The organism is Kitasatospora sp. NPDC004531 (assembly GCF_053602195.1).
The window spans coordinates 47,677-69,467 of the sequence record NZ_JBSGDD010000027.1 but is presented as its reverse complement, the minus strand read 5'-3'; the positions used below and the strand labels follow the sequence as shown (position 1 = coordinate 69,467).

The following is a 21,791-nucleotide window of genomic DNA, read 5'->3' as shown; positions in this document are numbered from 1 at the left end:
GGCGGGCGTCAGCCGGCCGTTCGGCTCAGCGCGTCGCGCAGTGCGGCCCGGCTGGTGACGCCCAACTTGGGGAAGACGCGGTAGAGATGGGAGCTGACGGTGCGCGGCGACAGGTGCATCCGGACGCCGATCTGCTTGTTGGTCAGGCCGCCGGCCGCCAGGTCGGCGACCCGGCGCTCCTGCCAGGTCAGCGCACCCGGGTCGGGGGCGGCGGCGCGGCGCGCCGCCCGTGCGGCGTGCGGTCCGTCCGGGGCCGGCGCGCCGCCGTCGGGGCGGGCGGCGACGGGCAGTTCGGGCAGGGCGGCGGCGTCGAACCGGGACGGGACGCCGCTGCGGACCGCGACCAGCAGCTTCACCGGTCGGCCGGCCAGGCGGCGGCCCACGAAACCGCAGACCTCGGCGCTGGCCCCGTCCAGCCACTGCCCGTCGTCCAGGACCAGCAGCAACGGCCGCTGCTCGGTGGCGAGTTCGAGCAGGCGCAGCACCGCGATGCCGAGCGTCAGCACCGAGGGCGGGCCGCCCGGCGCGCCGCCGAAGACGGTGTCGAACACCGCCCGGGTGGCGTCGTCCAGCCGGGGGAGGTCGGCGAGCAGCGGGTGGAGCAGCTGGTGCAGGCCCGCCCAGGGCAGGGCGGACTCCACCTCGACGCCGGCCGCCCGGACGACGGCCTGGCCCTGCTGCTCCGCCAGCGCCGCCGCGTGGTGCAGCAGCGCGGTGCCCGCCTCGCCGCGCAGCAGCAGGGCCCGGCCGGCGGGGGCCGTGACGAACGCCGCGAGCTGTGCCTGGTCGTCCTCGCGGCCCCTCGGCGTCGCGCCGCACTGTGCCCGGCCGGTCATGTTCCGCTCCGTTCTGTCCGTCCGGTCAGCTGTCGAGGCCGGCCGCACGCGCCATGTGCGCGGCGTACCAGGCCGGCCAGTCGGGGTCGGTGCGGCCGAGTTCCCGCTCGTGCTCGCCGTGGGCGGCCGCCGCGTCGCGCAGCGCGGCCTCGACCTCGGCGGCGGAGCGGTAGACCACGTGGCCGATCCGGCCCGGGCCGCGGGTGGTGACCTCCTGCAGCACGAAGGTGTTGCCGTCCGGGTCGGCGAAGGACGCGAACGAGCCGTACGACCGGCGCTCCGGGTGCGGGCCGGCGACCCGGCCGGCGGTGCCCGCGTGGTGGAAGACCCCGCCGGCGTCGTGGAACACCTCGCCGACCTCGACGCCGGCCGCCAGCAGCTCGGCGCGGGCCGCGACCACGTCCGCCACGATCAGGTGCACGCCCTGCTCGGAGCCCGGGGCGGCGTCCGTCACGCCGCTGCCGACGATGAGGGAGGCGGCCGAGCCGGGCGGGGTGAAGTGCACCACCCGGAAGCCGTCGGGGCCGCTGTAGTCGATGTCCTCGCGGAAGCCGATCCGGCGGTAGAACTCCTTGGCACGGTCCACGTCCGAGACCGGGAGGACGATGACCTCGATCTTGAACTCCACCACGGTGGGCTCCTTGATTCGTTGTGTCGGGGCCCCGTCGGCCCCGCACCACCGACGATCCCGGGTTCGGGTCCCGGTCGAGCCCGTGTCGAACACTGGTCGGACCCCGGGGGTGCGGGCCGGGGCCCCGGGGGTGGGCCCGCCCGGAACGCCGGGGCGCGGGCGATAACATGACGAAACGTTGATCGTTGCCGGGAGGGCAGGGCGTGCCGGAGCTGCGCTTCACCACCCTCGGACCGCTCAGGGCCTGGCGCGCCGACCGCGAACTGCGCATCAACCGGGCCCGCGACCGGGCCGTCCTCGCCGTCCTGCTCGCGCACGCCGGACGGCCGGTGCCGGTCGGCGAGATCATCGACGGCGTCTGGGGCGAGGAGGAGGACGCGGCCCCCGACCGGGCCGGCGCGCTCCCCGGCAACATGTACCGGCTGCGCAGCGCCCTCGGCATCGACGGAAGCGTCCTGCGGCACGTCGGCCGGGGCTACTGCCTGGACGTCGACCCCGACCGCATCGACCGGACGGTGTTCCTCGCCGCGCTCGCCGACGCCGCCACCGCCCGCCGGAACTGGCAGCCGGAGCGGGCCCGCGCCCTGCTGTCCGCCGCCCTCGACCTCTGGCACGGCCCCGCCCTGGACGGCGTGCCCGGCCCGTTCGCCGAACACGAGCGCCGGATGCTGGCCGGGCGACGGGACGAGGCGCTGCGCACCCGCGACGAACTCGACCTGGAGGCAGCCGGGTCGGACCGCCTCGCGGCGCGGCCGGTGCTGCGGCCGTTCCAACTGCCGCCGGACCCCGCCGACTTCACCGGGCGGAGCGACCAACTGGCGCAGCTGGCCTCGCTGTTGGGCGGAGCGCGGCCGGTCACCGTCGTCGGGCCGCCAGGGGCGGGCAAGAGCGCGCTGGCGGTGCGGGCCGCGCACCTCGCGGGAGCCGACTACCCGGACGGGCAGCTGTACGCCGACCTGCACGGCGCGGCCGAGGCCGCCGTGCCCGGGTTCCTGGCGCCGTTCCTGCGCGCGCTGGGAGTCGAGGAGCAGGCGGTGCCGGCGGGCCTCGCCGAGCGCCGCGCCCTGTACCTGCGGCTGCTGGCCGGCCGGCGGGTGCTGGTGGTGCTGGACGGCGCAGCCGGGATCGGGGCGGTGCGGCCGCTGCTGCCCGACAGCCCCGGCTGCGCGGCCGTCGTCGTCCTCAACGGCAGTGCGGCGGACGGGAGTTCGGTGCGGGTCGGCCCGCTGGGGACGGCCGAGGCGCTGGAGCTGCTGGGCCGGATGATCGGCCGCGAGCGGGCGGAGCGCGAGCCGGCGGCCGCCCGGGCGCTGGTCGTCGCCTGCGGACACCTGCCGGGCGCGCTGCGCGAAGCCGCCGACCGGCTGGTGCGGCGTCCCGCCTGGCCGATCTCGACGGTCATCGCTGCCGCGGGCCCGTCCGACGACGGGTTGGGCGCTGTCGTCCACCGCCCTTCGGGCCCGTAAACGCCGCCGTTCATCGGCCGTCAATCCGTTCGTTCAAGAATCCTGTCGTCGGCGTGTTCGACCTGCCCGCAGGCACCGATCGCGGGCGTCGCCGACCGTGATGAACAGCAAGAGAGGAACACGCAGTTGAGCCGAACCACCGTACGGGCCGCCCGGGTCCGGGGCGCGCTCGCCGTCGTCGCGCTGGCGGCAGCGAGCCTGCTGACCGCCCAGGGCACCGCCCAGGCCGCCTACGACCAGCCCACCGCGAGCATCTGGGACGGCGAGCAGCTGTCCAACAACAACGCGCACATCGACAACAAGGGCCAGTACGGCACGGCGCGGCTCATCATGCAGACCGACGGCAACCTGGTCGCCTACTACGCGCCGGGCAACGACTTCTCCCGCCAGCAGGCCACCTGGGCGTCGGGCACCGTCGGCTGCGGCGCCAAGGCCGTCATGCGCACCGACGGCAACCTGGTCGTCCTCAACGCGGCCGGCGGCCTGTGCTGGGAGAGCGGCACCGCCGGGCACCCGCACGCCCGGCTCACCCTCTGGCGCAACGCGGACGTGCTGATCACCGACGCCTGCAACATCACCGTCTTCGAGCGGCAGCCCGGCATCACGTACGTCCCCGGCCAGGCGCGCGGCCCGCTCATCAGCCCGAGCTCGGTGGAGAGCCCGTACGTGGTGCTGCCGCCGCCGATCAACTGCTGAACACCGCCTGAGCGGTGACGCTCTGCCGAACCACCCGCACGGCCCGGGGCGGCGCCCGTGGAGAGGGGCGCCGCCCCGGGGAACGAGTACCCGAGGAGACCTGCCATGGAGACCGCCGCTGTTCGACCGGGGCTCCGCTTCCGGCTCCTCGGGCCGCTCGCCGGGTGGGCGGGCGAGCAGCGGCTGGCGCTCGGCCGCCGCCAGCAGCAGGCGTTCCTCGCCATGCTGCTCGCCACGCCCGGGCGGGTGGTCACCGTCGGGCAGCTCGCCGACGGCGTCTTCGACGAGGACAACCCGCCGGGCAACCCCCGCTCGGTGCTCGCCACCCACGCCTACCGGGTGCGCAGCGAGCTGCGCAAGCACGGCCTCGGGGAGCTGCTGGTCACCGTGGACGGCGGCTACCGGCTGGACGTGCCCGCCGAGGCGCTGGACACCGTCGCCTTCGAACGCCTGGCCGCCGAGGCCGCCGAGGCCCTCGCCGCCGGTGAACGCCCCGGCGCGCGCGACCGGTTGGCCCGCGCGCTGGCCCTGCACGAGGGCGAACCGCTGGCCGGACTGCCCGGCCGGTACGCCGAGGAGCTCCGCCGCCACCTGAGCGAGCGCCGGCTCGACGCCCTGGAGACCAAGCTCGGCCTGGACGTCGAACTCGGCAGCGGCCCGTCCTGCCTGGTCGAGCTCGACCAGGCGGTCTTCGCGCACCCCTTCCGGGAGCGCTTCCGCGCCCTGCTGATGCTCGAGTACCACCTGTCGGGCCGCCCCGAGGAGGCCCGGGCGGTGTACGAGGACGCCCGGCGGTTCTACCGCGCCGAGGGCCTGAACTGCGCGGAACTGGACGCCCTGCACCGGCGCGTACAGCGTGCCGACCCGACCCTCGCCACCCCGGCCCGGCCCGCCGCCGAGGTGCGGCCCGCGGTCGCCTTGCCGGGCCCCGTGCCCGAGCAACTGCCCGCCGGCGTACCGGACTTCACCGGCCGGCGGGACGCCGTCGCCCGGCTGACCGCCGCGCTCGCCGAACCCGACCCGGGGGCGGTCGTCATCTCGGCGATCAACGGGCTCGGCGGCGTCGGCAAGACCAGCCTGGCCGTCCACGTCGGGCACGCCCTGCGCGCGGACTTCCCCGACGGCCGCCTGCACGTGGACCTGCGGGGCGCGGAGGCCGTCCCGCTGGACCCGGCCGAGGCGCTCGCCGCGTTCCTCGCCGCGCTGGGGGTCGCCGACCGGGAGATCCCCGCCGACCTGGCCGAACGGGCCGCGCTGTTCCGGACCACCGTGACCGGCCGCCGGCTGCTGATCCTGCTGGACAACGCCGCCGGACCCGAGCAGGTCGCGCCGCTGCTGCCCGGCTCGCGGACCTGCGCCGTCCTCGTCACCAGCCGCGCCTGGCTCAGCACCCTGCCCGGGGCCCGCCACCTGCCGCTGGACGCGATGGCCGCCGAGGAGGCGCTCGACCTGCTCGCCGCGATCGTCGGCCGGGCCAGGACCGACGCCGAGCCCGAGGCGGCGGCCGCGATCGTCGCCGCGTGCGGCTGCCTGCCGCTGGCCGTCCGGGTGGCCGGCTCCCGACTGGCCGCCGACCCCGGGCAGACCCTCGCCGACCTGGCCGCGAGCCTCGCCGACGAGCGCACCCGGCTCGGCGAACTCGCCCACGAACAGGCGGCGGTGGAGCCCGTCCTCGCCCTCTCCTACGCCCGCCTCACCGAGGAGCAGGCCCGCGCGCTGCGGCTGCTCGCGCTGCCCGACGCGCCCGACCTCGGGCCCGGTGACGCCGCCGCGCTGCTCGACCGCGGCGCGGACGAGACCCGGGAGCTGCTGGAGGCGCTGGTCGACCTGAACCTGCTGCAGTCGCCCGCCGCCGACCGGTACGGCTTCCACGACCTGCTGCGGGTCTTCGCCCGGCGGCGCGGCGCGGAGCAGGACGCCCCCGCCGCCGTGACGGCCGCGTACGGCCGGCTGCTGGAGTTCTGCGTGGCCAGTGCGCGCAACGCCGAACGGACGGCGCACCGGGACGGCTCGGCCCCGGCGGCCGGCGGCCGGGCCTTCGGCACCATCGAGGAGGCCAGCGCCTGGATGCGGGAGCGCACCGCGCTGCACCGCGCCGTGATCCACCGGGCCTGCGAGGACGCCGCGCTGCCGCTGGCCGACACCGTCGACCTGCTCGACGCCATGAGCTCGATCCTGTTCGGCCGCGGCTACGTCACCACCGTCGCCGACCTCGCCGGGCGGGTCGCCGGGGCGGCCCGGGCGCGCGGCGAGCGGGACGCGGAGGCGTTCGCCCGTTCGGTGCGCGGCGGCATGCTGTGGCACGCCAACTCCTACGCGGGGGCGGGCGAGGAACTGCGCGGCTGCCTCGCGCTGTGCGACGGCGAGGACCGGCTCCCGCTGCGCGCCGACACCCTGAAACTGCTCGGCGCCAACGCCCGGGCGCTGCGCGACTTCGAGGAGGCGATGGCCTGCCTGGAGGAGGCGGCGGCGCTCTTCCGCCGGCTGGGCGACCGGAACGCGGAGGGGCTGGTGCTCGGCGAACTGGCTTTCAACCAGGCCCAGTTGGGGATGTTCGCGCAGGCGCGGGAGGCCGCCGCCAGGTGCGTGGAGCTGACCGGGCGCCAGGTGTCGATCCCGGAGTCCGTCGGCCGGTACTACCAGGCCCGGGTGCTGCACCTGTGCGGCGACCTCGAACCCGCCCTGGCGCAGGCCGCCGACGTCCTGGAACGCTTCCGCTCCTTCGGCATGCTGGCCTTCGAGGCGGCCACCGGCAGCCTGATCGCCCGGATCCACCTCGCCGCCGGCCGCGACCGGGCCGCCGTCCGCGCCGCCGAGGAGGCCCTGCCGCAGGCCCGCCAGGTCGGCGGCCTGCTGGAGGGCACCGTGCTGCGGACCCTCGGCGAGGCGCTGACCCGGCTGCGGCACACCGACCGGGCGCGGATCTGCCTGCTGCAGGCGCTGGGCCACTTCCGGCAGTTGGAGCTGACGGGCGAGGCGGCGGAGGTGGCGGAGCTGCTGCGGGCCTGAGCCTCCTCGCCGGGCATGCGCATGCTCATCGCTTGTCCATCGTGCCCGGTGAACCTCTTCCCCGTGCCCGGCCGGCCCGGCCGGGTGTGTCGAGAAAGGGGTGACGATCATGTCGTTCAAGGGAGTCCGGAAGGCCGCGCTGGCCCTGACCACCGCCGCGACGGCCGGCGGCATCGCGCTGACGGGCGCCGGGTCCGCGTCCGCGTCGGTGGGCGGCGGCTGCGACGGGCCGGGGTGGCAGCAGGTCTGCGTCAGCGACGGCGGGGGCCGGATCGACTTCTCGGTGACCACCGACTTCTCGGCCAACAACTGCACCGAGGAGGTCATCCTCTGGGACTACACCACCAACACCCGGGCGCTCTCCACCTCGTTCCCCTGCCGCCCCGGCCAGTCCACCTTCAGCTGGGCGCTCTCCAACCCGACCTGGGGCCACACCTACAAGGCCGAGGCCCGCTTCTACTGGCTGCCCGGCACCGGCTACACCTACCGGACCAGCCCGGACCTGCACTACTGAGCACCTCTCCGGCCGATCCGACCTGACGTTCCCCCGGACGCGACCCCGCCCCACCGCCGACCCCCCGGCGGTGGGGCGGAGTCCTTGCCGGGATCAGCCGTCGAGTTCGGCGGAGGGGAGGTAGGCGCCCGGGACGGCGGGCGGGGGGAGGAGGGTCTGCTCGCCGGGGTAGGGGGTGTTCCAGTCGTGGGCCTCGTACCAGGTGAGGTGGTTCATCTGGGCGGGGTTGGCCCGGTCGGGGGCGGCGTCGGCGCCGGTGAGGCGCTGCTGCTGCTTCCAGTCGGACCACTGCCGGACCAGGTCGGCCCGGTCGGCGGGGACGGCGCCGGTGGCGGGGGCGGCGGCCGACGGGTCGGCGGCGGCCGGGACGTCGAGGCCGCAGGACGGCGGGGTGGCGAGGCCGTTGGTGAGGGAGGTGCGGTTGGGCAGCGCCGTGAACGGCGTGAAGTCGGGCGTGGAGGTGAACGCCGAGGTCATCGGGGTGGCCGCGGTGTCCTTCTGGTTCATCGGCTTGATCCCGAGGATCTGCTCGATGGTGCGGATCATGTTGATCTGCGAGTAGTAGCGGCTGTCGACCACGCCGCGCTGCGCGTACGGGCTGATGATCTGGATGGGCGCGCGGTGCCCGTCCACGTGGTCCAGGCCGGCCTGCGAGTCGTCCTCGACGACGAAGATCGCCGAGTCCTTCCAGTACTGGCTGTGGGTGATCTCGTCGACGATCTGCCCGACCGCGAGGTCGTTGTCGGCGACCTGGGCGGCCGCGTTGGCGGGGCCGCCGGTGTGGTCGCTGGAGAGCCACAGCATGTTCAGGTTGGCGGGCCCGTTGCGCTCGAAGTCCTGCTTCCAGATCTGCGCCCGGTAGATGTCCGGCACGGCGGTGTCGAACTTCGGGAAGCCCGGCACCGAGACGCTGTTGAGCGAGGGGATCGGCGAGGAGGAGACCAGCTTGTACGCCGAGCCGTTGCCGGTGGCCTGCATGGTCCTGGTGTCGCAGTACAGGTTCTGCCAGGTCGCGCCGGCCGGCTTGGTGAGGAACTGGTGGAACTCGCCGAAGTCCCGCACGCTCTGCCCGGACGACTGCGCGCCGCTCCACAGGGTGCCGCTGGCCTGGTGGCCGAGCGAGTCGTCCTCGGTGTCGTAGCTGCGGATGTACTCGCCCGCGGAGGACTCGGTGTACTCCGGATTGTCCGCCTGCATCAGCCAGTTGTGGCCCTCGGCGGAGTTGGTGCCGATGTCGTAGGTGTTGTCGTACAGGCCGAACTGCTCGGCCAGCGCGTGCTGGTTGGGCGTCACGTTCGCGCCGAACTGCGCCAGCGAGGCGTCGCCGTTGCCCTGCGGCAGGTCGCCGAAGACCTGGTCGTAGGTGCGGTTCTCCTTGACGATCAGGAAGACGTGCTTGATCGTCGACGGGTCGCCGATCCGGTTCGGGATCGGCTGGGCCTTGGCCTTGTTGCCGGTGGCGAGCCTGGCCGCGTTCTTGGTCCAGTTGTTCTGCGCGAAGACCTTGGCGGTCTGCTCGCGGATCACCTTGTCGCTGGGCAGCGTGAAGCGCACCACGCTGGAGGTGGTGTCGTGGGTGCCGTGCGCGCCGTCCACCCGGCGGGCGTCGATGCCGCGGGTGTTGGAGACCAGGATCCGGTTGCCGGAGGAGGAGATCTCCGCCGGGAAGTAGTCGGTCGGCAGCAGGCCGACGTAGCTCGCCGGCTCCTGCGGGCCCGCGTACCGGTAGACCGCGACGGCGTTGGCCCGGCCCAGGGTGACCAGCAGGTGCCCGTCGTCGGTGAGGGTGACGGCATTCGGCTCGTAGCCGATCGAGGCCTCGGCCCACGGCTGGGTGGCGATGGTCTGGACGACCTTGTCGCGCCTGCTGTCGATCACCGAGACGCTGTTGGTGGCGGTGTTGGTGACGAACACCGCGCCGTTCTTGGCGTACACGGCCGTCGGGTGCAGCCCGACGTCGATGCTGCCCGGCGCGGCGGACGGGTCGGCCAGGTCGATCACGCTGACGGTGCCGGTGAGGGTGGCGCCGGTGTTCGGATCGGCCGGCACCTGGGTGCCGTAGGAGTTGATGGTGCTCTCGCCGGGCCTGGCCGGGCGGCCGCCCTCGTTGCTGACGTACAGCTTGCCGCCGACCTGCACCAGCCCGCGCGGGGCGATGCCCACCGGCCAGCTCTGCTTGACCGTCCCCGCGGCGGTGTCGATCGCCACCACCCGGTTCTGGCCGTTGACCGCCGCGTACGCCGTCGTGCCGTCCGCCGAGAACACCAGGCCCGCCACCAGCGCCTGCTGCGAGCCGCTCTTGGCGATCTTGACGACCTTGGGGTTGGCGACGCTGCCGTCCGGGTTCACGTCGAACCGGGTCCAGCCGTCGGGCTGGCCCAGCCACAGCTGCCTGCCGTCCGGCGAGTAGGTCGGGCCCTCCTGGCCCACGCTGTTGGTGCCGATCTTCGGCGTGGAGGAGGCGGAGCTGCCGACCAACTGCTGCACCTTCCAGTTCTTCACGTCCACGATGGCCAGCGCCGCGCCGCCGTCGGCGAGCGAGGCCGCCAGGTGGGTGCCGTCCGGGCTCACCGTCGAGGACATGATCTTGCCGTTCTTGACGACCAGGCGCTCGCCGTACGGGTCTATGTACTGGTTGCTGGAGACCAGCTCGCCCCGGTCGTAGACCTGGCCGACCCGGTTGGCGCCGAACGGGTCCGACTTCGCCCAGCCGACACCGGCGCCCGCCGCGAGGACCACGGCGGTGGCGGCGGCCGTGACCATCGTCCGACGGCGGTTCCTGCGCCTGCCCGCCTGCTGACCGTCCCCGGTACGACGACGTGTGACCTGCATCGTTGCTATCCCTTCGAAGGTGCCGGAAGCAGCTCGACGTTGCCGTCGAACTGCCAGAGCGGGTTCGGCGCGTCGCCGGTGGAGGTGCGCACCAGGAAGTAGCCGTTCACTTCCTTCGGCCCGTCGCCGTCGGCGACGAACCGCCCGTCGGGGGCGATGTCGAGCTGGTAGATGGCCGTCCCGGTGGCCTCGACGCCCGGCAGGTGCCAGGAGACGACGCAGCGCCAGTCGTTGCCGGGGCCCTCCGGCTCGACCAGGGTGGAGCCCTTGTCGCAGGCGGCGGTGGCCCGCAGCTGCTCCTCGGTGACGTCGGGACGGTCGAGCTCGGCGGACTGCAGCCGGTACAGGTGGGCGAAGGCGGTGGCGACCGAGCGCTGCACCTTGTCCTGGTCGATGCCCGAGCCGGCCCCGAGCGTCGGGACCAGCACCCCGGCCGTCACCGCCAGCAGGACGGCCGGCGGCAGCACGCCGAACAGCAGTGCGCGGCGCGGCGCGCCGTCGTCCGCCGGGTTGGTGAAGTCGCGCCGCAGGAACAGCAGTCGGGCCGACAGCGTGGTGACGACGGCCCACAGCAGCGCGACCGCGACGCCGATCAGCAGCGGGCCCAGCTGCACCGGGCCGGTGAACAGGCCGTTCCAGGAGACGAAGGCGTAGCCGGGCAGCGCCAGGCGCACCCCGACCGGCAGCGGCATCAGCTGGGCGAGCTGCATGGCGAGGGCGACCAGCGCGGGCAGCAGCAGACCCGTCGGGGAGCGGCCGAGCGCGACCGAGCCGAGCAGGCCGATCCCGGCCAGGGCCAGGGTCGGGGCGAGCGCGCACAGCCAGGCCAGCAGCACCCGCAGCGCGGTGTCGCCGGGGGACAGCAGCCGGCCGTCCAACCCGATCAGCGGGTGGTCGCCGATCGCGAGCAGGCCGCCGACCGCGCCGGACAGCGCCAGGCCCGCGACCAGCAGCAGCAGGACGGCGAGGGCGGCCAGCGCCTTCGCGGCGAAGATCCGGCGCGGCGAGCGGACCGCCACCAGCAGGTGGCGCCAGGTGCCGAGCCGGTCCTCGGCGGCGAACACGTCGCCGGCGACCATCGAGGTCAGCAGCGGCAGCGCCCAACTGCCCGCGAAGCCGAGCGTCACCAGCGGACCGGCCCAGCCGGTGGCGTGCATCCAGCGGCCGAACAGGGTGTCGGTGGGCAGCGTGCTCTGCTGTCCCACCCCGGCGACGAACACCGCCGGGCCCAGCCAGCAGGCGAGCAGCAGCAGGCGGATCCGCCACTGGGAGAGAAGCTTCACCAGCTCGAAGCGCAGCGCCCGCCGGACCGGGACCGGGCGGGCAACTGCGGCGGGGACGACGGGAGTTGTGGTGGTGGTCATCGGGTGTCCGTGGGTCGCTGGTCGGTGAGGGCGAGGAAGGCGGCTTCGAGCGGCGAGACCACCGGCGCGAGTTCGCGCACCGCGACGCCGGCCCGCACCAGGCGCGACACCAGCTCGTCCAGGGCCGGGACCGGGGCGCGGACGACGAGCCGTTCGGGGCGGTGGCGCAGGCTGCCCTCGGAGTCGGTGTCGGTGTCGGTGCCGGCGGTGAGGCGGACGCCGGCGGTGTCGGCGGCGATCCGGCGGGCGGCGGCCGGGTCGGAGGTGAGCAGCCGGTAGTCGAGGGCGCCGTTCTCGGCGGCGAGCTTGTCCAGCGGGCCGGAGAAGACCACCCGGCCGGTGGCGAGCACGGTGACCTCGGAGCAGAGCGCCTCCAGGTCGTCCATCCGGTGGCTGGACAGGACGACGGCGGCGCCGTCGGCCGCGAGCCGGTCGAGCACGCCGTGCACGTGGCGCTTGCCGGCCGGGTCCAGTCCGTTGGAGGGCTCGTCGAGGATCAGCAGCCGGGGGCGGGTGAGCAGCGCGGCGGCCAGGCCGAGGCGCTGGCGCATGCCCAGCGAGAAGCCGCCGGCCCGGTCGTCGGCGACCTCGGTCAGCCCGACCTGGTCGAGCGCCTCCTCGATGCCCGCGGCGGCGCCGGACGCCGACCCGCCGCGCAGCGCGGCCAGCGCGGCCAGGTTCTGCCGGGCCGTCAGCGACGGGTACAGGCCCGGCCCGTCCACGAAGCCGGCCACCCCGTCCGGGGCGGCGAGGGCCCGGCCGACGGGGGTGCGCAGGATCTCCAGGCTGCCGCTGTCGGCGGCGGCCAGGCCCAGCAGCAGCCCGAGCAGCGTCGTCTTGCCGGCGCCGTTCGGGCCCACCAGGCCGTGGATCCGGCCCTGCGTCACCTCCAGGTCGACGCCGTCGAGTGCGATGACGTCACCGAAGCGCTTGGTGATCCGCCGGGCCCGGACCGCGAGGGGTGTGTCCATGAGTGCCTTCCTCCCAAACCGTTGGAGACCCTAGGCACTTGACGCGACGCGATCAGGGGGCGGTCTCTGAACGTTCGTGGAACGGAAGGCGAGGAAAGGGGGGTGGACTGACGATCCTTCACCCGTGCGGGTGAGGGGAGCGGGCGGGGGCGGCTACCGGCCGGTGAGCGGCCAGGAGTCGAGGTCGCGGTAGCGGATCGGGCCGGGGCCGCGGCCGGTGTTGCTGCCGACCAGGTGGAGGCGTTCGGCCGGCCAGGGGCGGCCCGCGAAGCCGGCCAGGCCGGCGGCGGCCAGCGGGACGCTGTCGGGGTCGTCGCGGCGGGAGCGGGCCAGGGTCAGGTGCGGGCGCAGCGGGCGGTCCCGGAAGTCGAGCCCGCAGGAGCGGATCGACTCGCGTACGTCGTCGGCGAGTCGGTGGAGCCCGTCGAGGTCGCCGGCGATGCCGCTCCACAGCAGGCGCCCGTCGAAGTGGCCGCCGCCGAGCAGGCGCAGGCGCGGCGCGGGGTGGGCGGCCGCCGCGTCGGGCAGGGCGGCGCGCAGGACGGGCAGGGCGGTGGAGGGGAGTTCGCCGAGGAAGGCCAGGGTGATGTGCCAGTCCGCGATCCGGTTCCAGCGCAGCAGCGGGTAGGCCGCGTAGGCGCCCTGGAGGGCGCGGGCGAGTTCGTCCTTGGCCGCGTCGGGCGGGGCCAGCGCCACGAAGAAGCGCCGGGTCGGGGGCTCGGGGTGATCGTCCACCAGGGATTTCTAGCACTCCGCGGGTGTCGGGGCGGCGGCCCGGCCACGGTCAAGGTTGTGGAAAGTCGTCGTCGCCGGTGGCGCGGCCGTGGCTACGGTCGGGAAAACGTGCGTGTGTCTTCGGGGGAGGGCGTGGCGTGGCGATCGAACTGCCGGGCGAGGTCGTGGAGTTCCTGTCGTTCATCGGGATCAACTGGCCGACGGTGAACGAGGACAAGGTGCGGGAGTTCGGCGCGCACGTGCGGGAGTTCGCGCAGAACGTGGAGTCGGTGCACGAGCAGTCGACGTCGACGGTGCGGCAGTTGGGGCAGGCGTACGAGGGGGCGTCGTACGAGGCGCTGCTGGCGAAGTGGGCGTCGCTGTCGGAGAGCCACCTGAACGAGCTGGTGCGGGCGTGCCACGTGGTGGCGGACGCGCTGGACGTCGCGGCGGACGTGATCGTGGCGATGAAGATCGAGACGATCGGTGAACTCGTCGCGCTGGCGGCCGCGTTCATCGCCGACCAGGCGGCGGCGGTGGCGACGCTGGGGGCGGCGGAGGCGGCGGTGATCCTGATCGAGGAGACCGCGAAGCGCCTGATCAACTACCTGGAACAGCAGTTGGAGCAGTACATCGTCGGCCAGGTGGTGGAGGCGGCGATCGGCCCGCTGGTGGACACCGTGGCGAACGCGGTGCAGGGGCTGGTGTTCCAGGCTGCGGAGGCGGCGCTCGGGGTGTCGGGCGGCGGCGGGGGCGGCTCCGGGTTCCGGATCGACCCGGACGCGCTGGAGGAGCACGCGCGGATGATGCACGAGCAGGCGGACGCCGTCGCCGGCCACGCGCAGGCGTTCCAGTCGAAGATCGCGGGGGTGAGCTTCGAATAGCGAAGCGGTGTCGGCGGGGCCCGGGCCGGGCGAATGGCGGAATCCGGGGGTGGACATGGCGGGAGGTCCGGTGCGAGCGGTGGCGGGGGGCCAATACTGGGGCCGGAGCGGCCGGTGATTGGCCGTCAACTTCCGTGAGGGGCAGGCGTGATGAGTACGTACCGGGTTGCGCAGGCGAGTGCGGCGGACGGACCGCTGGAGGTGGTGGAGCGGGAGGTGGTGCGGCCCGGGCCGGGGCAGGTGCGGGTGGCTGTGGAGGCGTGCGGGGTGTGCCACAGCGATGCGATGTTCCTGGGCGGCGGGCTGCCGGGAGTGTCGTTCCCGGTGGTGGCGGGGCACGAGATCGCCGGGCGGATCGAGGAGTTGGGCGAGGGCGCCGGCGAGAGCGGCCGGCAGGTCGGGGACCGGGTGGCGGTCGGCTGGTTCGGGGGCAGCTGCGGGTACTGCCGGTCGTGCCGGGAGGGTGACTTCATCGTCTGCACCCGGCTGAAGGTGCCGGGTTGGGCGTACGACGGCGGGTTCGCCGAGCAGGTGGTGGTGCCGGTGGACGCGCTGGCGCGGATCCCGGACGGGCTGTCGGCGGCGGAGGCCGGGCCGATGGCGTGCGCGGGTGTGACGGTGTTCAACGGGATGCGGCGCAGCCCCGCCCGGGCGGGCGACCTGGTGGCGGTGCTCGGCCTGGGCGGTCTCGGGCACCTCGGGGTGCAGTTCGCCGCCGCGATGGGCTTCGAGACGGTGGCGATCGCGCGCGGGCAGGAGAAGGCGGAGTTCGCCAAGCAGCTCGGCGCGCACCACTACATCGACAGCACCTCCGGGACGCCGGTCGCCGAGGCCCTGCAGGCCCTCGGCGGGGCCAAGGCGGTGCTGGCGACGGCCTCCAGCGCCGAGGCCATGACCGCCACCGTGGACGGCCTGGCCCCGCGCGGCGAACTGGTGGTGGTCGGCGCGGACTTCGCGCCGCTCGGCGTCAACCCGGCCCAACTGCTGATGGCTGGCCGGGTCCTGCGCGGACATCCCTCCGGCACCGCGCAGGACGTCCAGGACACCATGGAGTTCGCCGCCCTGCACGGCATCCGCCCGATGATCGAGACGGTGCCGCTCGACCGCGCCGACGAGGCCTACCGGAAGATGCTCGCGGGCCGGGCGCGCTTCCGGATGGTGCTCACCACGGGCTGAGCCGGTCGGCGGGGGCCGCGGCCCGGAGACCGGTCAGCGCCCCCGCCGGATGGCCCGCACGACGTCGGTCGCCCAGTCCACCGGGCGGGCGTCGCCGAGGAGGGCGGAGAGGCGCTCCATCCGGGTGCGGCGTTCGGCGGGGGTGACGGCCAGGGCGTCGGCGAGGCGCGCGGCGAGGTCCTCGGGGGAGTGCGGGTCGGTGAGGAGCGCGGCGGCGCCGAACTCGGCCGCCGCGCCCGCGTGCCGGGAGAGCAGCAGGACGCCGGGATCGCCGCCCGGGCGGGCGGACTGGGCGGCGATGAACTCCTTCGCCGTCAGGTTCATCCCGTCCTGCAGCGACGTCACCCAGAACACGTCCGCCGCGAGGTACTCGTCGACCACCTCGGCGAACGAGAGGCTGGTGGGCAGGTAGTCGATCGGCCGCCAAGAGCAGTGCTGCCAGCGGCGGTTGACCTCCGCGATGCGGCGTTCGAGGAGCGCGCGGGTGGAGTCGTAGGCGGTGATGCCCGGCTCGGGCGGCGGGCAGACCAGGCGGAAGGTCAACCGGCGGCGCAGCTCGGGGCGTTCGGTGAGCAGCCGGTCCAGGGCCTCGACCTTCTGGACGGGGGCCTTGGCGTAGTCGAGGCGCTCCACCGACAGCACCAGCCGGCCGGTGGTCGGACGCGGCGGGCCGGTCCGGGAGCGGACCAGCGCCTCGATGGCCGGGCGGTCGACCCCGAGCGGGTGGACCCCGGTGCGGGGCAAGTCGGGCACTCCGGCCAGGGTGCGGCGGAAGTGCTCGGCGAAGGCGGCGGTGTGGAAGCCCGCCCAGTCGAGCCGGGCCAGCGAGGCGCGCAGCTCGGCGGCGACCGGCAGGGTCGCGAAGACCTCCGGCGCGGGGAACGGCGTGTGGTGGAACAGTCCGACGCGCAGATCGGGGCGGGCGGCGCGGAGCAGCCCCGGGACCAGCCACAGGTTGTAGTCGTGCAGCCAGACGGTCGCGCCGGGCGCGGCGTGCGCGGCGAGGTGCCCGGCGAAGCGGGCGTTCGCGGCGCGGTACGCGGCCCAGGCGTCCGGGTCGAACACCGAGCGCTCCGGCTGCGACATCAGCACCGGCCAGAGGGTCTCCTTGCACGCCCGGTGGACGAAGCCGCTCCACTGCTCCGGGGTCAGCGGGACGAGGGAGAGCCGCTGTTCGGGCTGCGGGGGCGTCGGCGGGGCGTCGGTGACGGTGGTGGTGGCGGTGGTGGCGGTGGCGGCGGCGACCCAGTGGCCCGGCAGGCCGTCGGCGAAGGCGCTGCTCAGCGTGGGCAGGATGCCGTTTGGGCTGGCCGGGGGGCGCAGCAGCGGGGGCGGGCGGTGGTACCCGACGAGGAGGTGGTGCAGCGGGCCGTCCGGGGACACCCAGCCCAGCGACCGGAGCGCGCTCAGGATGCCTGCCGCGCCCGGCAGTCGGGGGCGGTGGACGAGCGGGTCCGGGCCGACGGCCGCGTCGAAGGCGGGTTCCGCGTCGCCCACGATCACGCCGTGCGCGCCGAGGCCGAACAGCGTCAGGTCGTTGAGCGAGTCGCCGGCCACCAGGATCGACCCGGGCGGCCAGTCCAGCTTCTCCGCCAGCGCCCGCAGCGCGCCGCCCTTGGACGCCTCCGGCGGCAGGACGTCGAAGTAGCGGGCGCCCGAGTAGACCCAGGTGAGGCCCAACTCGGCGACGGCGGAGGTGAGTTCCTTGGTGAGGCCGGCCGGGTCCAGGTAGTAGGAGCAGCGGCCGTCCTGGGGCACCGCGTCCTGGTACCGGAGCGCGGGGAAGCGCTCCAACGCGGCGCGGACCCGCCGCGGCCCCGGCCAGCCGGCCCGCAGCTGCGCCTGCAGGGGCTCGACGGGGGAGAAGTCGGCGCCGTCGAGGAGGGTCGCGCCGACGTCGGCGATGATCCACCGGGGGCGCGGGACGAGCGGGTCGCGCAGCACGTCGCGGACCGAGTCGGGGCCGCGGCCGGTGGCGAAGACCACCGTCACTTCGGGGTGGCGGGCGAGTGCCTCCCGCAGGCGGAGGCGGTCGTCGGCGTCGCCGCCGAGGAGTGTGCCATCCAGATCCGTGACCAGAATCCTCGACATTCGACGGACGGTAACACGATGACTGGATGTGGTGAAGAGGTCACTCAGTGGGGCGCGGTGGGGAGGGGGCGGCAGGGGATGGGGGAAGGGGGTGCGGGTTGGGCGGGGGTGCGGGTTGGGCGGGGGCGCGGGTTGGGTGGGGGTGGGGGCGCCGAGGTGGTGAAGAGGTCACTCAGTGGGGCGCGGTGGGGAGGGGGCGGCCGGGGAAGGGGGAAGGGGGTGCGGGTTGGGCGGGGGCGCGGGTTGGGCGGGGGGGCGTCGGGGTGGTGGAGAGGTCACTCGGTGGGCGGGTGCCGGGGGTGAAGTGGTCAGTTTCCGGCGGGAGTTGAGCCAGCGAGCCGAGCGGCGAGGTCCGGCGCGCGGAGGGCGGCCGCGGAGCCGGGGGCGGTGACGGCGGCGGAGCCGCAGGTGGTGGCGTGGGTCAGGCAGGCGGGGAGGTCGAGGTCGGACAGCAGGGCGTGGACGAGGCCCGCGTTGAAGCAGTCGCCCGCCGCGGTGGTGTCCACCGCCCGAACCGGTACGGCGGGCGCGTCGTGGCGCGTGCCGTCCCGCACCGCGGTCGCGCCGTGCGGGCCCCGGGTGACCACCAACGTCGGTACCGCGGCGGCCAGTTCGGCGATCGCCCGGTCGAGGTCGGCGGCGCCGGTCAGGCGGGTGGCCTCGGCGGCGTTCGGCGTGAAGACGTCGATCTCGGCGAGGATCCGGCGCACCGCCGGGTCGGCGAGCGCGGCCGGGGTGTCGTGGCAGTCCATGACGACCAGCGCGCCCAGCTGCCGGGCGGTTCGGCAGGCCGCCAAGGTGTCGTCGTCCCAGCGCAGTTGGGGCAGCATCAGGACGCGCGGCCGGTGCTGTCGCAGCAGCGGTCCGAGCGGGCGGGCGGGTGTCTCGTCCTGGTAGCTGACCATGGCGCGGTCGTCGGGGCCGGACAGGGCGACGGTGACGCTGCGGACGGGGAACGGGTGGTGCCGAAAGGCGCGTTCGTCGAGGCCTTCGCTGCGGGCGGCGGACAGGACCGCGGTGCTGAACAGGTCCGTCCCGAAGTCGGCGCTCCACGCGGCCGTGCGTCCGAGGCGGTGGAGGGCCATGGCGAGGGTGTAGGCGCCACCGGGGACGAGGTCGAAGCCGCCGGCGAAGACCTCGCCGCCGGGTTCGACGGGGCGGGGCAGGGAGTGGAACACCAGGTCCGCGAAGTAGGGCCCGGCGACCAGGACTTCGCAGCGGGGCTCGGTGCTGTCGGTCTCCATCGGGGGAGCATACGGCGGGCGGTGGCGGACGCCAATCGGGCCTACTTCGGGGCCCGTTGGGCGAGTTCCGACGGTCGGCGGCGGGCGCGGGGGCAGCATCGGCCCGTACGCAGGCAGAAGGGAGCGGAGATGGCGGAGTCGTCGGGCGCGCTGGTGCTCGGTTCGTCGCGGGGCATCGGCGCGGCGACCGCGCGGGTGCTGAGCGCGCAGGGGCGCCGGGTGGTGCTGCACGGGCGGACGCCGAGCGCGGCGCTGGACGCGCTGGCGGGGGAGCTGGGCGCGCCGGCGGCGGCGTTCGACCTGGCGGACCCGGAGGCGGTGCGGCGCGGGGTGGCGGACGTGGTGTCCGGGCACGGGCTGCCGCGCACGGTGGTGTTCAGCGCGGGCGTGAACCGGGTGGTGCCGTTCGAGGAGGCGTCGCCCGCGCAGGTCGCGGAGGCGTTCGCGGTGAACGTGGGCGGCGCGGTGGCGGTGCTGCAGGAGCTGCTGCCGAAGATGGCCGCGCAGGGCGGCGGGTCGGTGGTGCTGGTGTCCTCGATCCGCGGGGTGGACGGCCTGGCCAGTGACCGTACGGTCTTCTACTCGATGGCGAAGGCGGCGCTCGGCAACCTGACGGTCTCGCTGGCCAAGCGCTTCGCGCCGGCGGTGCGGGTGAACGCCGTCGCCCCCGGGTTCACCGTCACCGACATGGTCGCCGGCTGGGACGAGAACACCTGGCGGCAGGCGCGCGGCAACCTGCTGGGCCGCCCCGCGGAGCCGGCGGAGATCGCGGCGGCGGTGGCGTTCCTCGCCTCGGACGCGGCGCGGTACATCACCGGCCAGACGCTGGTGGTCGACGGGGGCTACGGCCTGGCCGGCAAGTAGAGCGCGGGCCGCTTCACTCGAACGAGTGGCGGCGGGGGTGCCGCGCCCGCACCGCCGCCCCGGAGACACCCCAGGTCACCGGGCCCGGGAGCGCCGTTCGGCCGATCGGCGCAGGCGCCCCACCGGCCCGACCGGGCCCTCCCTACGCTCCTGGTAGCTCGACGAACAGCCGCGTGTCGGCTGCGAGGAAGGCAGGTGGGAGACATGGACACCGGCCCCACGATCACCGCGTACCTGGGCGCACGCCCCAACACCCCCAAGGTCTGGACGCTCCAACGAGCGGTCGGCAAGATGCGCACCCCCGGCGTGAGCTGGTCGTACGTGCACACCGGCCAGCACTACGACCCGCGACTCGGACAGGGACTCTGCGAGGAGCTCGACCTCCGGGTGGACCGCTGGCTGCGCTGCGGCGACGCCGCCAGCGACGCCGAGCAGCTCGGCCGGCTCTGCGCGCTGGTCGAACGCGACCTCGACGAGCACCCGGCGGACGCCGTCGTGGTGGTCGGCGACGTCAACTCCACGGTCGCCGCCGCCCTGGTCGCCGCCCGCCGCGGCACCCCCGTGATCCACCTGGAGGCCGGGCTGCGCTCGCCCGACCGCACCCCCGAGGAGGCCAACCGCCGCATCGTCACCGCCTGCGCCGACCACCACCTCGCCACCACCGCCGAGGCCGTGGACGCGCTGCGGGCGGAGGGCGTGGCCGCCGGCGACGTGCACTTCGTCGGCAACCCGATGGCCGAGTGCCACCTCGCGCACCACGACCCCGACCGGGACACCGAGGTGCTGGCCCGGCTCGGCCTGAGCCCCGGCGGGTACGTGCTGGCCACGCTGCACAAGCCGGCCGCGCTCAGCCACCCCAAGCCGGTCCTGGACGTGCTGCGCGACCTGGCCGCGCACGGCCTGCCGCCCGTCCTGCCGCTGCACCCGAGGGCCGCCGCGCACCTGGCCGACCACGGCCTGCTCGACGGCGCGCTGGCCGAACGGGTGCTGCCGCCGCAGCCGTACCTGGCCTTCGGGGCGCTGCTGCGCAACTGCGCGTTCGTGGTGACCGACTCCGACGGCGTCCAGGAGGAGGCCGCCGCGGCCCGGGTCGCCTGCCTGGCCACCGTGCCCGGCAACGCCCGCGACGTCACCCGGGCCTGCGGCAGCACCCACTTCGCCGACAGCTGGCTGCAGCTGCCCACCGCGCGGATCCGCGAACTGGCGGCCGCCCGGCCCGCCCGCCGGCCGCCGCGCTGGGACACCCGGGTCAGCGACCGCCTCGCCGCCGCCCTCGACGGCATCCTGCCCGCCCTGCCGCACCGCGGCGTCCACCCGCGCGCGGAACGCCTGGACGGGCCCCGTGAGACCTCGAAGGAGAACCACCGATGAGCAGCGTCCTGCATGTGCCGTTCACCGGAGCCGACCGCGAATTCGACGACATCGGCCCGGAGATGATGGCGGCGATCGAGAAGGTCTTCCGCTCCGGCCAGGTGATGAACGGGGAATCCGTCGCCCGCCTGGAGAACGCCGTCGCGGAACTCTCCGGCCGCGCCTACGCCCGCGTGGTGAACTCCGGCACCGACGCCGTGTACTTCGCCCTGGTGGCGGCCGGCGTCGGCCCGGGCGACGAGGTGCTGGTCGGCGACGTCTCCTTCGTCGCGACCCTGCACGCGATCGTCCGGACCGGCGCGACCCCGGTGTTCGTCGACGTGACGGACGACGGCACCATCGACCTCGACCTGGCCGCGCAGGCCGTCGGGCCGCGCACCACCGCGCTGGTGATGGTGCAGCTGTACGGGCGGATGGCGCCGCCCGGTCCGGTGGAGGAGTTCGCCCGCGCACACGGCCTGGCGCTGGTCGAGGACGCGGCGCAGTCGCTGGGCGCCGAGGTGTCCGGACGGCGCAGCGGCACGCTGGGGGTGGCCAGCTGCCACAGCTTCGACGCGATGAAGGTGATCCCCGCGCCCGGCACCGGCGGCGTGGTGCTGACCGACGACCCGGCCGTCGCCGAGAGCGTCGAGCAGCTCCGGCGGTGGGGCTTCTCGCAGGCCGGCACCGTGGTGCGGCTCGGCCACAACTCGCAGATGTCCTCGCTCACCGCCGCCGTCCTCGCGGTCAAACTCGACCAGGAGGAACGCTGGTTGAAGCAGCGCCGGGCCACTGCCTCGACCTACACCGCCGGGCTCGGCGACCTCGACTGCGGGCTGCCGGAGCACGGCTCGTTCCGCGAGAACATCTTCCACAAGTACGTCCTGCGCACCCCGCGCCGCGACGCCCTGGCCGCCGAACTGCGCCGGGCCGGCGTGGAGACGCTCGTGCACTACCCCTACGCGCTGCACGAACTGCCGTTCATGCAGCGCCACCCGCACCGGGTGGTCGGCGACGGCCGGGCCAAGCGGCACGCCGACGAGGTGATCTCGCTGCCGATCCACCCCTACCTCACCGACCAGGAGATCGCCCACGTCGTGACCAGCACCCGCGAAGCCCTCGCGGCGGCCGGCTGACCAGCAGGCGGAG

16 protein-coding genes and 2 pseudogenes are annotated in these 21,791 nt (G+C 74.9%); 9 read left to right on the top strand and 9 right to left on the bottom strand.

Features of this window, described 5'->3' with window-relative positions:
* Window positions 1-8: 8 nt before the first annotated feature.
* The 3 genes and pseudogenes from ACWEMJ_RS14350 to ACWEMJ_RS14340 form a co-directional block, all read right to left on the bottom strand.
* A pseudogene (locus ACWEMJ_RS14350) lies at window positions 9-200 on the bottom strand (helix-turn-helix domain-containing protein); the annotation flags it as partial.
* A gap of 165 nt (window positions 201-365) precedes the next feature.
* A pseudogene (locus ACWEMJ_RS14345) lies at window positions 366-836 on the bottom strand (ATP-binding protein); the annotation flags it as partial.
* A 25-nt stretch (window positions 837-861) separates the two neighbouring features.
* Entirely contained in the window at window positions 862-1,467 is a 606-nt protein-coding gene (locus ACWEMJ_RS14340) for a VOC family protein (protein WP_452137329.1), read from the bottom strand.
* Window positions 1,468-1,670: 203 nt separating this feature from the next.
* Between ACWEMJ_RS14340 and ACWEMJ_RS14335 the strand changes: the two genes are divergently transcribed.
* The 4 genes from ACWEMJ_RS14335 (at window position 1,671) to ACWEMJ_RS14320 (ending at window position 7,152) form a co-directional block, all read left to right on the top strand.
* A complete protein-coding gene (locus tag ACWEMJ_RS14335; protein WP_452137328.1) occupies window positions 1,671-2,933 on the top strand; it encodes a BTAD domain-containing putative transcriptional regulator in 1,263 nt (420 codons plus the stop codon).
* Between the two features lie 126 nt (window positions 2,934-3,059).
* A complete protein-coding gene (locus tag ACWEMJ_RS14330) occupies window positions 3,060-3,629 on the top strand; it encodes a hypothetical protein (RefSeq protein ID WP_452137327.1) in 570 nt (189 codons plus the stop codon).
* Window positions 3,630-3,734: 105 nt separating this feature from the next.
* On the top strand, window positions 3,735-6,638 hold the full coding sequence (locus ACWEMJ_RS14325; RefSeq protein ID WP_452137326.1) for an AfsR/SARP family transcriptional regulator: 2,904 nt from the start codon (window positions 3,735-3,737) through the stop codon (window positions 6,636-6,638).
* 109 nt (window positions 6,639-6,747) lie between these two features.
* On the top strand, window positions 6,748-7,152 hold the full coding sequence (locus tag ACWEMJ_RS14320) for a hypothetical protein (RefSeq protein WP_452137325.1): 405 nt from the start codon (window positions 6,748-6,750) through the stop codon (window positions 7,150-7,152).
* Between the two features lie 93 nt (window positions 7,153-7,245).
* Here ACWEMJ_RS14320 and ACWEMJ_RS14315 read toward each other — a convergent pair whose 3' ends face one another.
* The 4 genes from ACWEMJ_RS14315 to thpR form a co-directional block, all read right to left on the bottom strand.
* The gene (locus tag ACWEMJ_RS14315) at window positions 7,246-9,984 is read right to left on the bottom strand and encodes an alkaline phosphatase family protein (RefSeq protein WP_452137324.1); all 2,739 of its coding nucleotides are present in this window, start codon (window positions 9,982-9,984) and stop codon (window positions 7,246-7,248) included.
* 5 nt (window positions 9,985-9,989) lie between these two features.
* Window positions 9,990-11,348, bottom strand: coding sequence for an ABC transporter permease (locus ACWEMJ_RS14310; RefSeq protein WP_452137323.1), 1,359 nt, complete (start codon window positions 11,346-11,348; stop codon window positions 9,990-9,992).
* A complete protein-coding gene (locus ACWEMJ_RS14305) occupies window positions 11,345-12,319 on the bottom strand; it encodes an ABC transporter ATP-binding protein (protein ID WP_452137322.1) in 975 nt (324 codons plus the stop codon). The genes ACWEMJ_RS14310 and ACWEMJ_RS14305 overlap by 4 nt, the downstream gene beginning before the upstream one ends.
* Before the next feature lie 153 nt (window positions 12,320-12,472).
* Window positions 12,473-13,054, bottom strand: coding sequence for an RNA 2',3'-cyclic phosphodiesterase (gene thpR / locus ACWEMJ_RS14300; protein WP_452137321.1), 582 nt, complete (start codon window positions 13,052-13,054; stop codon window positions 12,473-12,475).
* Window positions 13,055-13,191: 137 nt separating this feature from the next.
* Here thpR and ACWEMJ_RS14295 point away from each other — a divergent pair, with 137 nt between their 5' ends.
* Window positions 13,192-13,917 carry a WXG100-like domain-containing protein gene (locus ACWEMJ_RS14295; protein ID WP_452137320.1) on the top strand — a complete coding sequence of 242 codons (726 nt, stop codon included), beginning with the start codon at window positions 13,192-13,194 and terminating at the stop codon, window positions 13,915-13,917.
* 150 nt (window positions 13,918-14,067) lie between these two features.
* Window positions 14,068-15,093: an alcohol dehydrogenase catalytic domain-containing protein gene (locus ACWEMJ_RS14290; protein ID WP_452137319.1), complete on the top strand. Its 1,026-nt coding sequence runs from the start codon at window positions 14,068-14,070 to the stop codon at window positions 15,091-15,093.
* A gap of 33 nt (window positions 15,094-15,126) precedes the next feature.
* On the opposite strand, the gene ACWEMJ_RS14285 is transcribed toward ACWEMJ_RS14290, so the two are convergent.
* Window positions 15,127-17,184 carry a trehalose-6-phosphate synthase gene (locus tag ACWEMJ_RS14285; protein ID WP_452137318.1) on the bottom strand — a complete coding sequence of 686 codons (2,058 nt, stop codon included), beginning with the start codon at window positions 17,182-17,184 and terminating at the stop codon, window positions 15,127-15,129.
* A gap of 308 nt (window positions 17,185-17,492) precedes the next feature.
* Window positions 17,493-18,428: a carbohydrate kinase family protein gene (locus tag ACWEMJ_RS14280; RefSeq protein ID WP_452137317.1), complete on the bottom strand. Its 936-nt coding sequence runs from the start codon at window positions 18,426-18,428 to the stop codon at window positions 17,493-17,495.
* A 129-nt stretch (window positions 18,429-18,557) separates the two neighbouring features.
* Between ACWEMJ_RS14280 and ACWEMJ_RS14275 the strand changes: the two genes are divergently transcribed.
* The 3 genes from ACWEMJ_RS14275 (at window position 18,558) to ACWEMJ_RS14265 (ending at window position 21,778) form a co-directional block, all read left to right on the top strand.
* Window positions 18,558-19,292, top strand: a complete 735-nt coding sequence (locus tag ACWEMJ_RS14275; protein ID WP_452137316.1) for an SDR family NAD(P)-dependent oxidoreductase — start codon at window positions 18,558-18,560, stop codon at window positions 19,290-19,292.
* Between the two features lie 204 nt (window positions 19,293-19,496).
* Window positions 19,497-20,663 carry a UDP-N-acetylglucosamine 2-epimerase gene (locus ACWEMJ_RS14270; RefSeq protein ID WP_452137315.1) on the top strand — a complete coding sequence of 389 codons (1,167 nt, stop codon included), beginning with the start codon at window positions 19,497-19,499 and terminating at the stop codon, window positions 20,661-20,663.
* Window positions 20,660-21,778, top strand: a complete 1,119-nt coding sequence (locus tag ACWEMJ_RS14265) for a DegT/DnrJ/EryC1/StrS family aminotransferase (RefSeq protein ID WP_452137314.1) — start codon at window positions 20,660-20,662, stop codon at window positions 21,776-21,778. The genes ACWEMJ_RS14270 and ACWEMJ_RS14265 overlap by 4 nt, the downstream gene beginning before the upstream one ends.
* The last annotated feature ends 13 nt before the right edge of the window (window positions 21,779-21,791 follow it).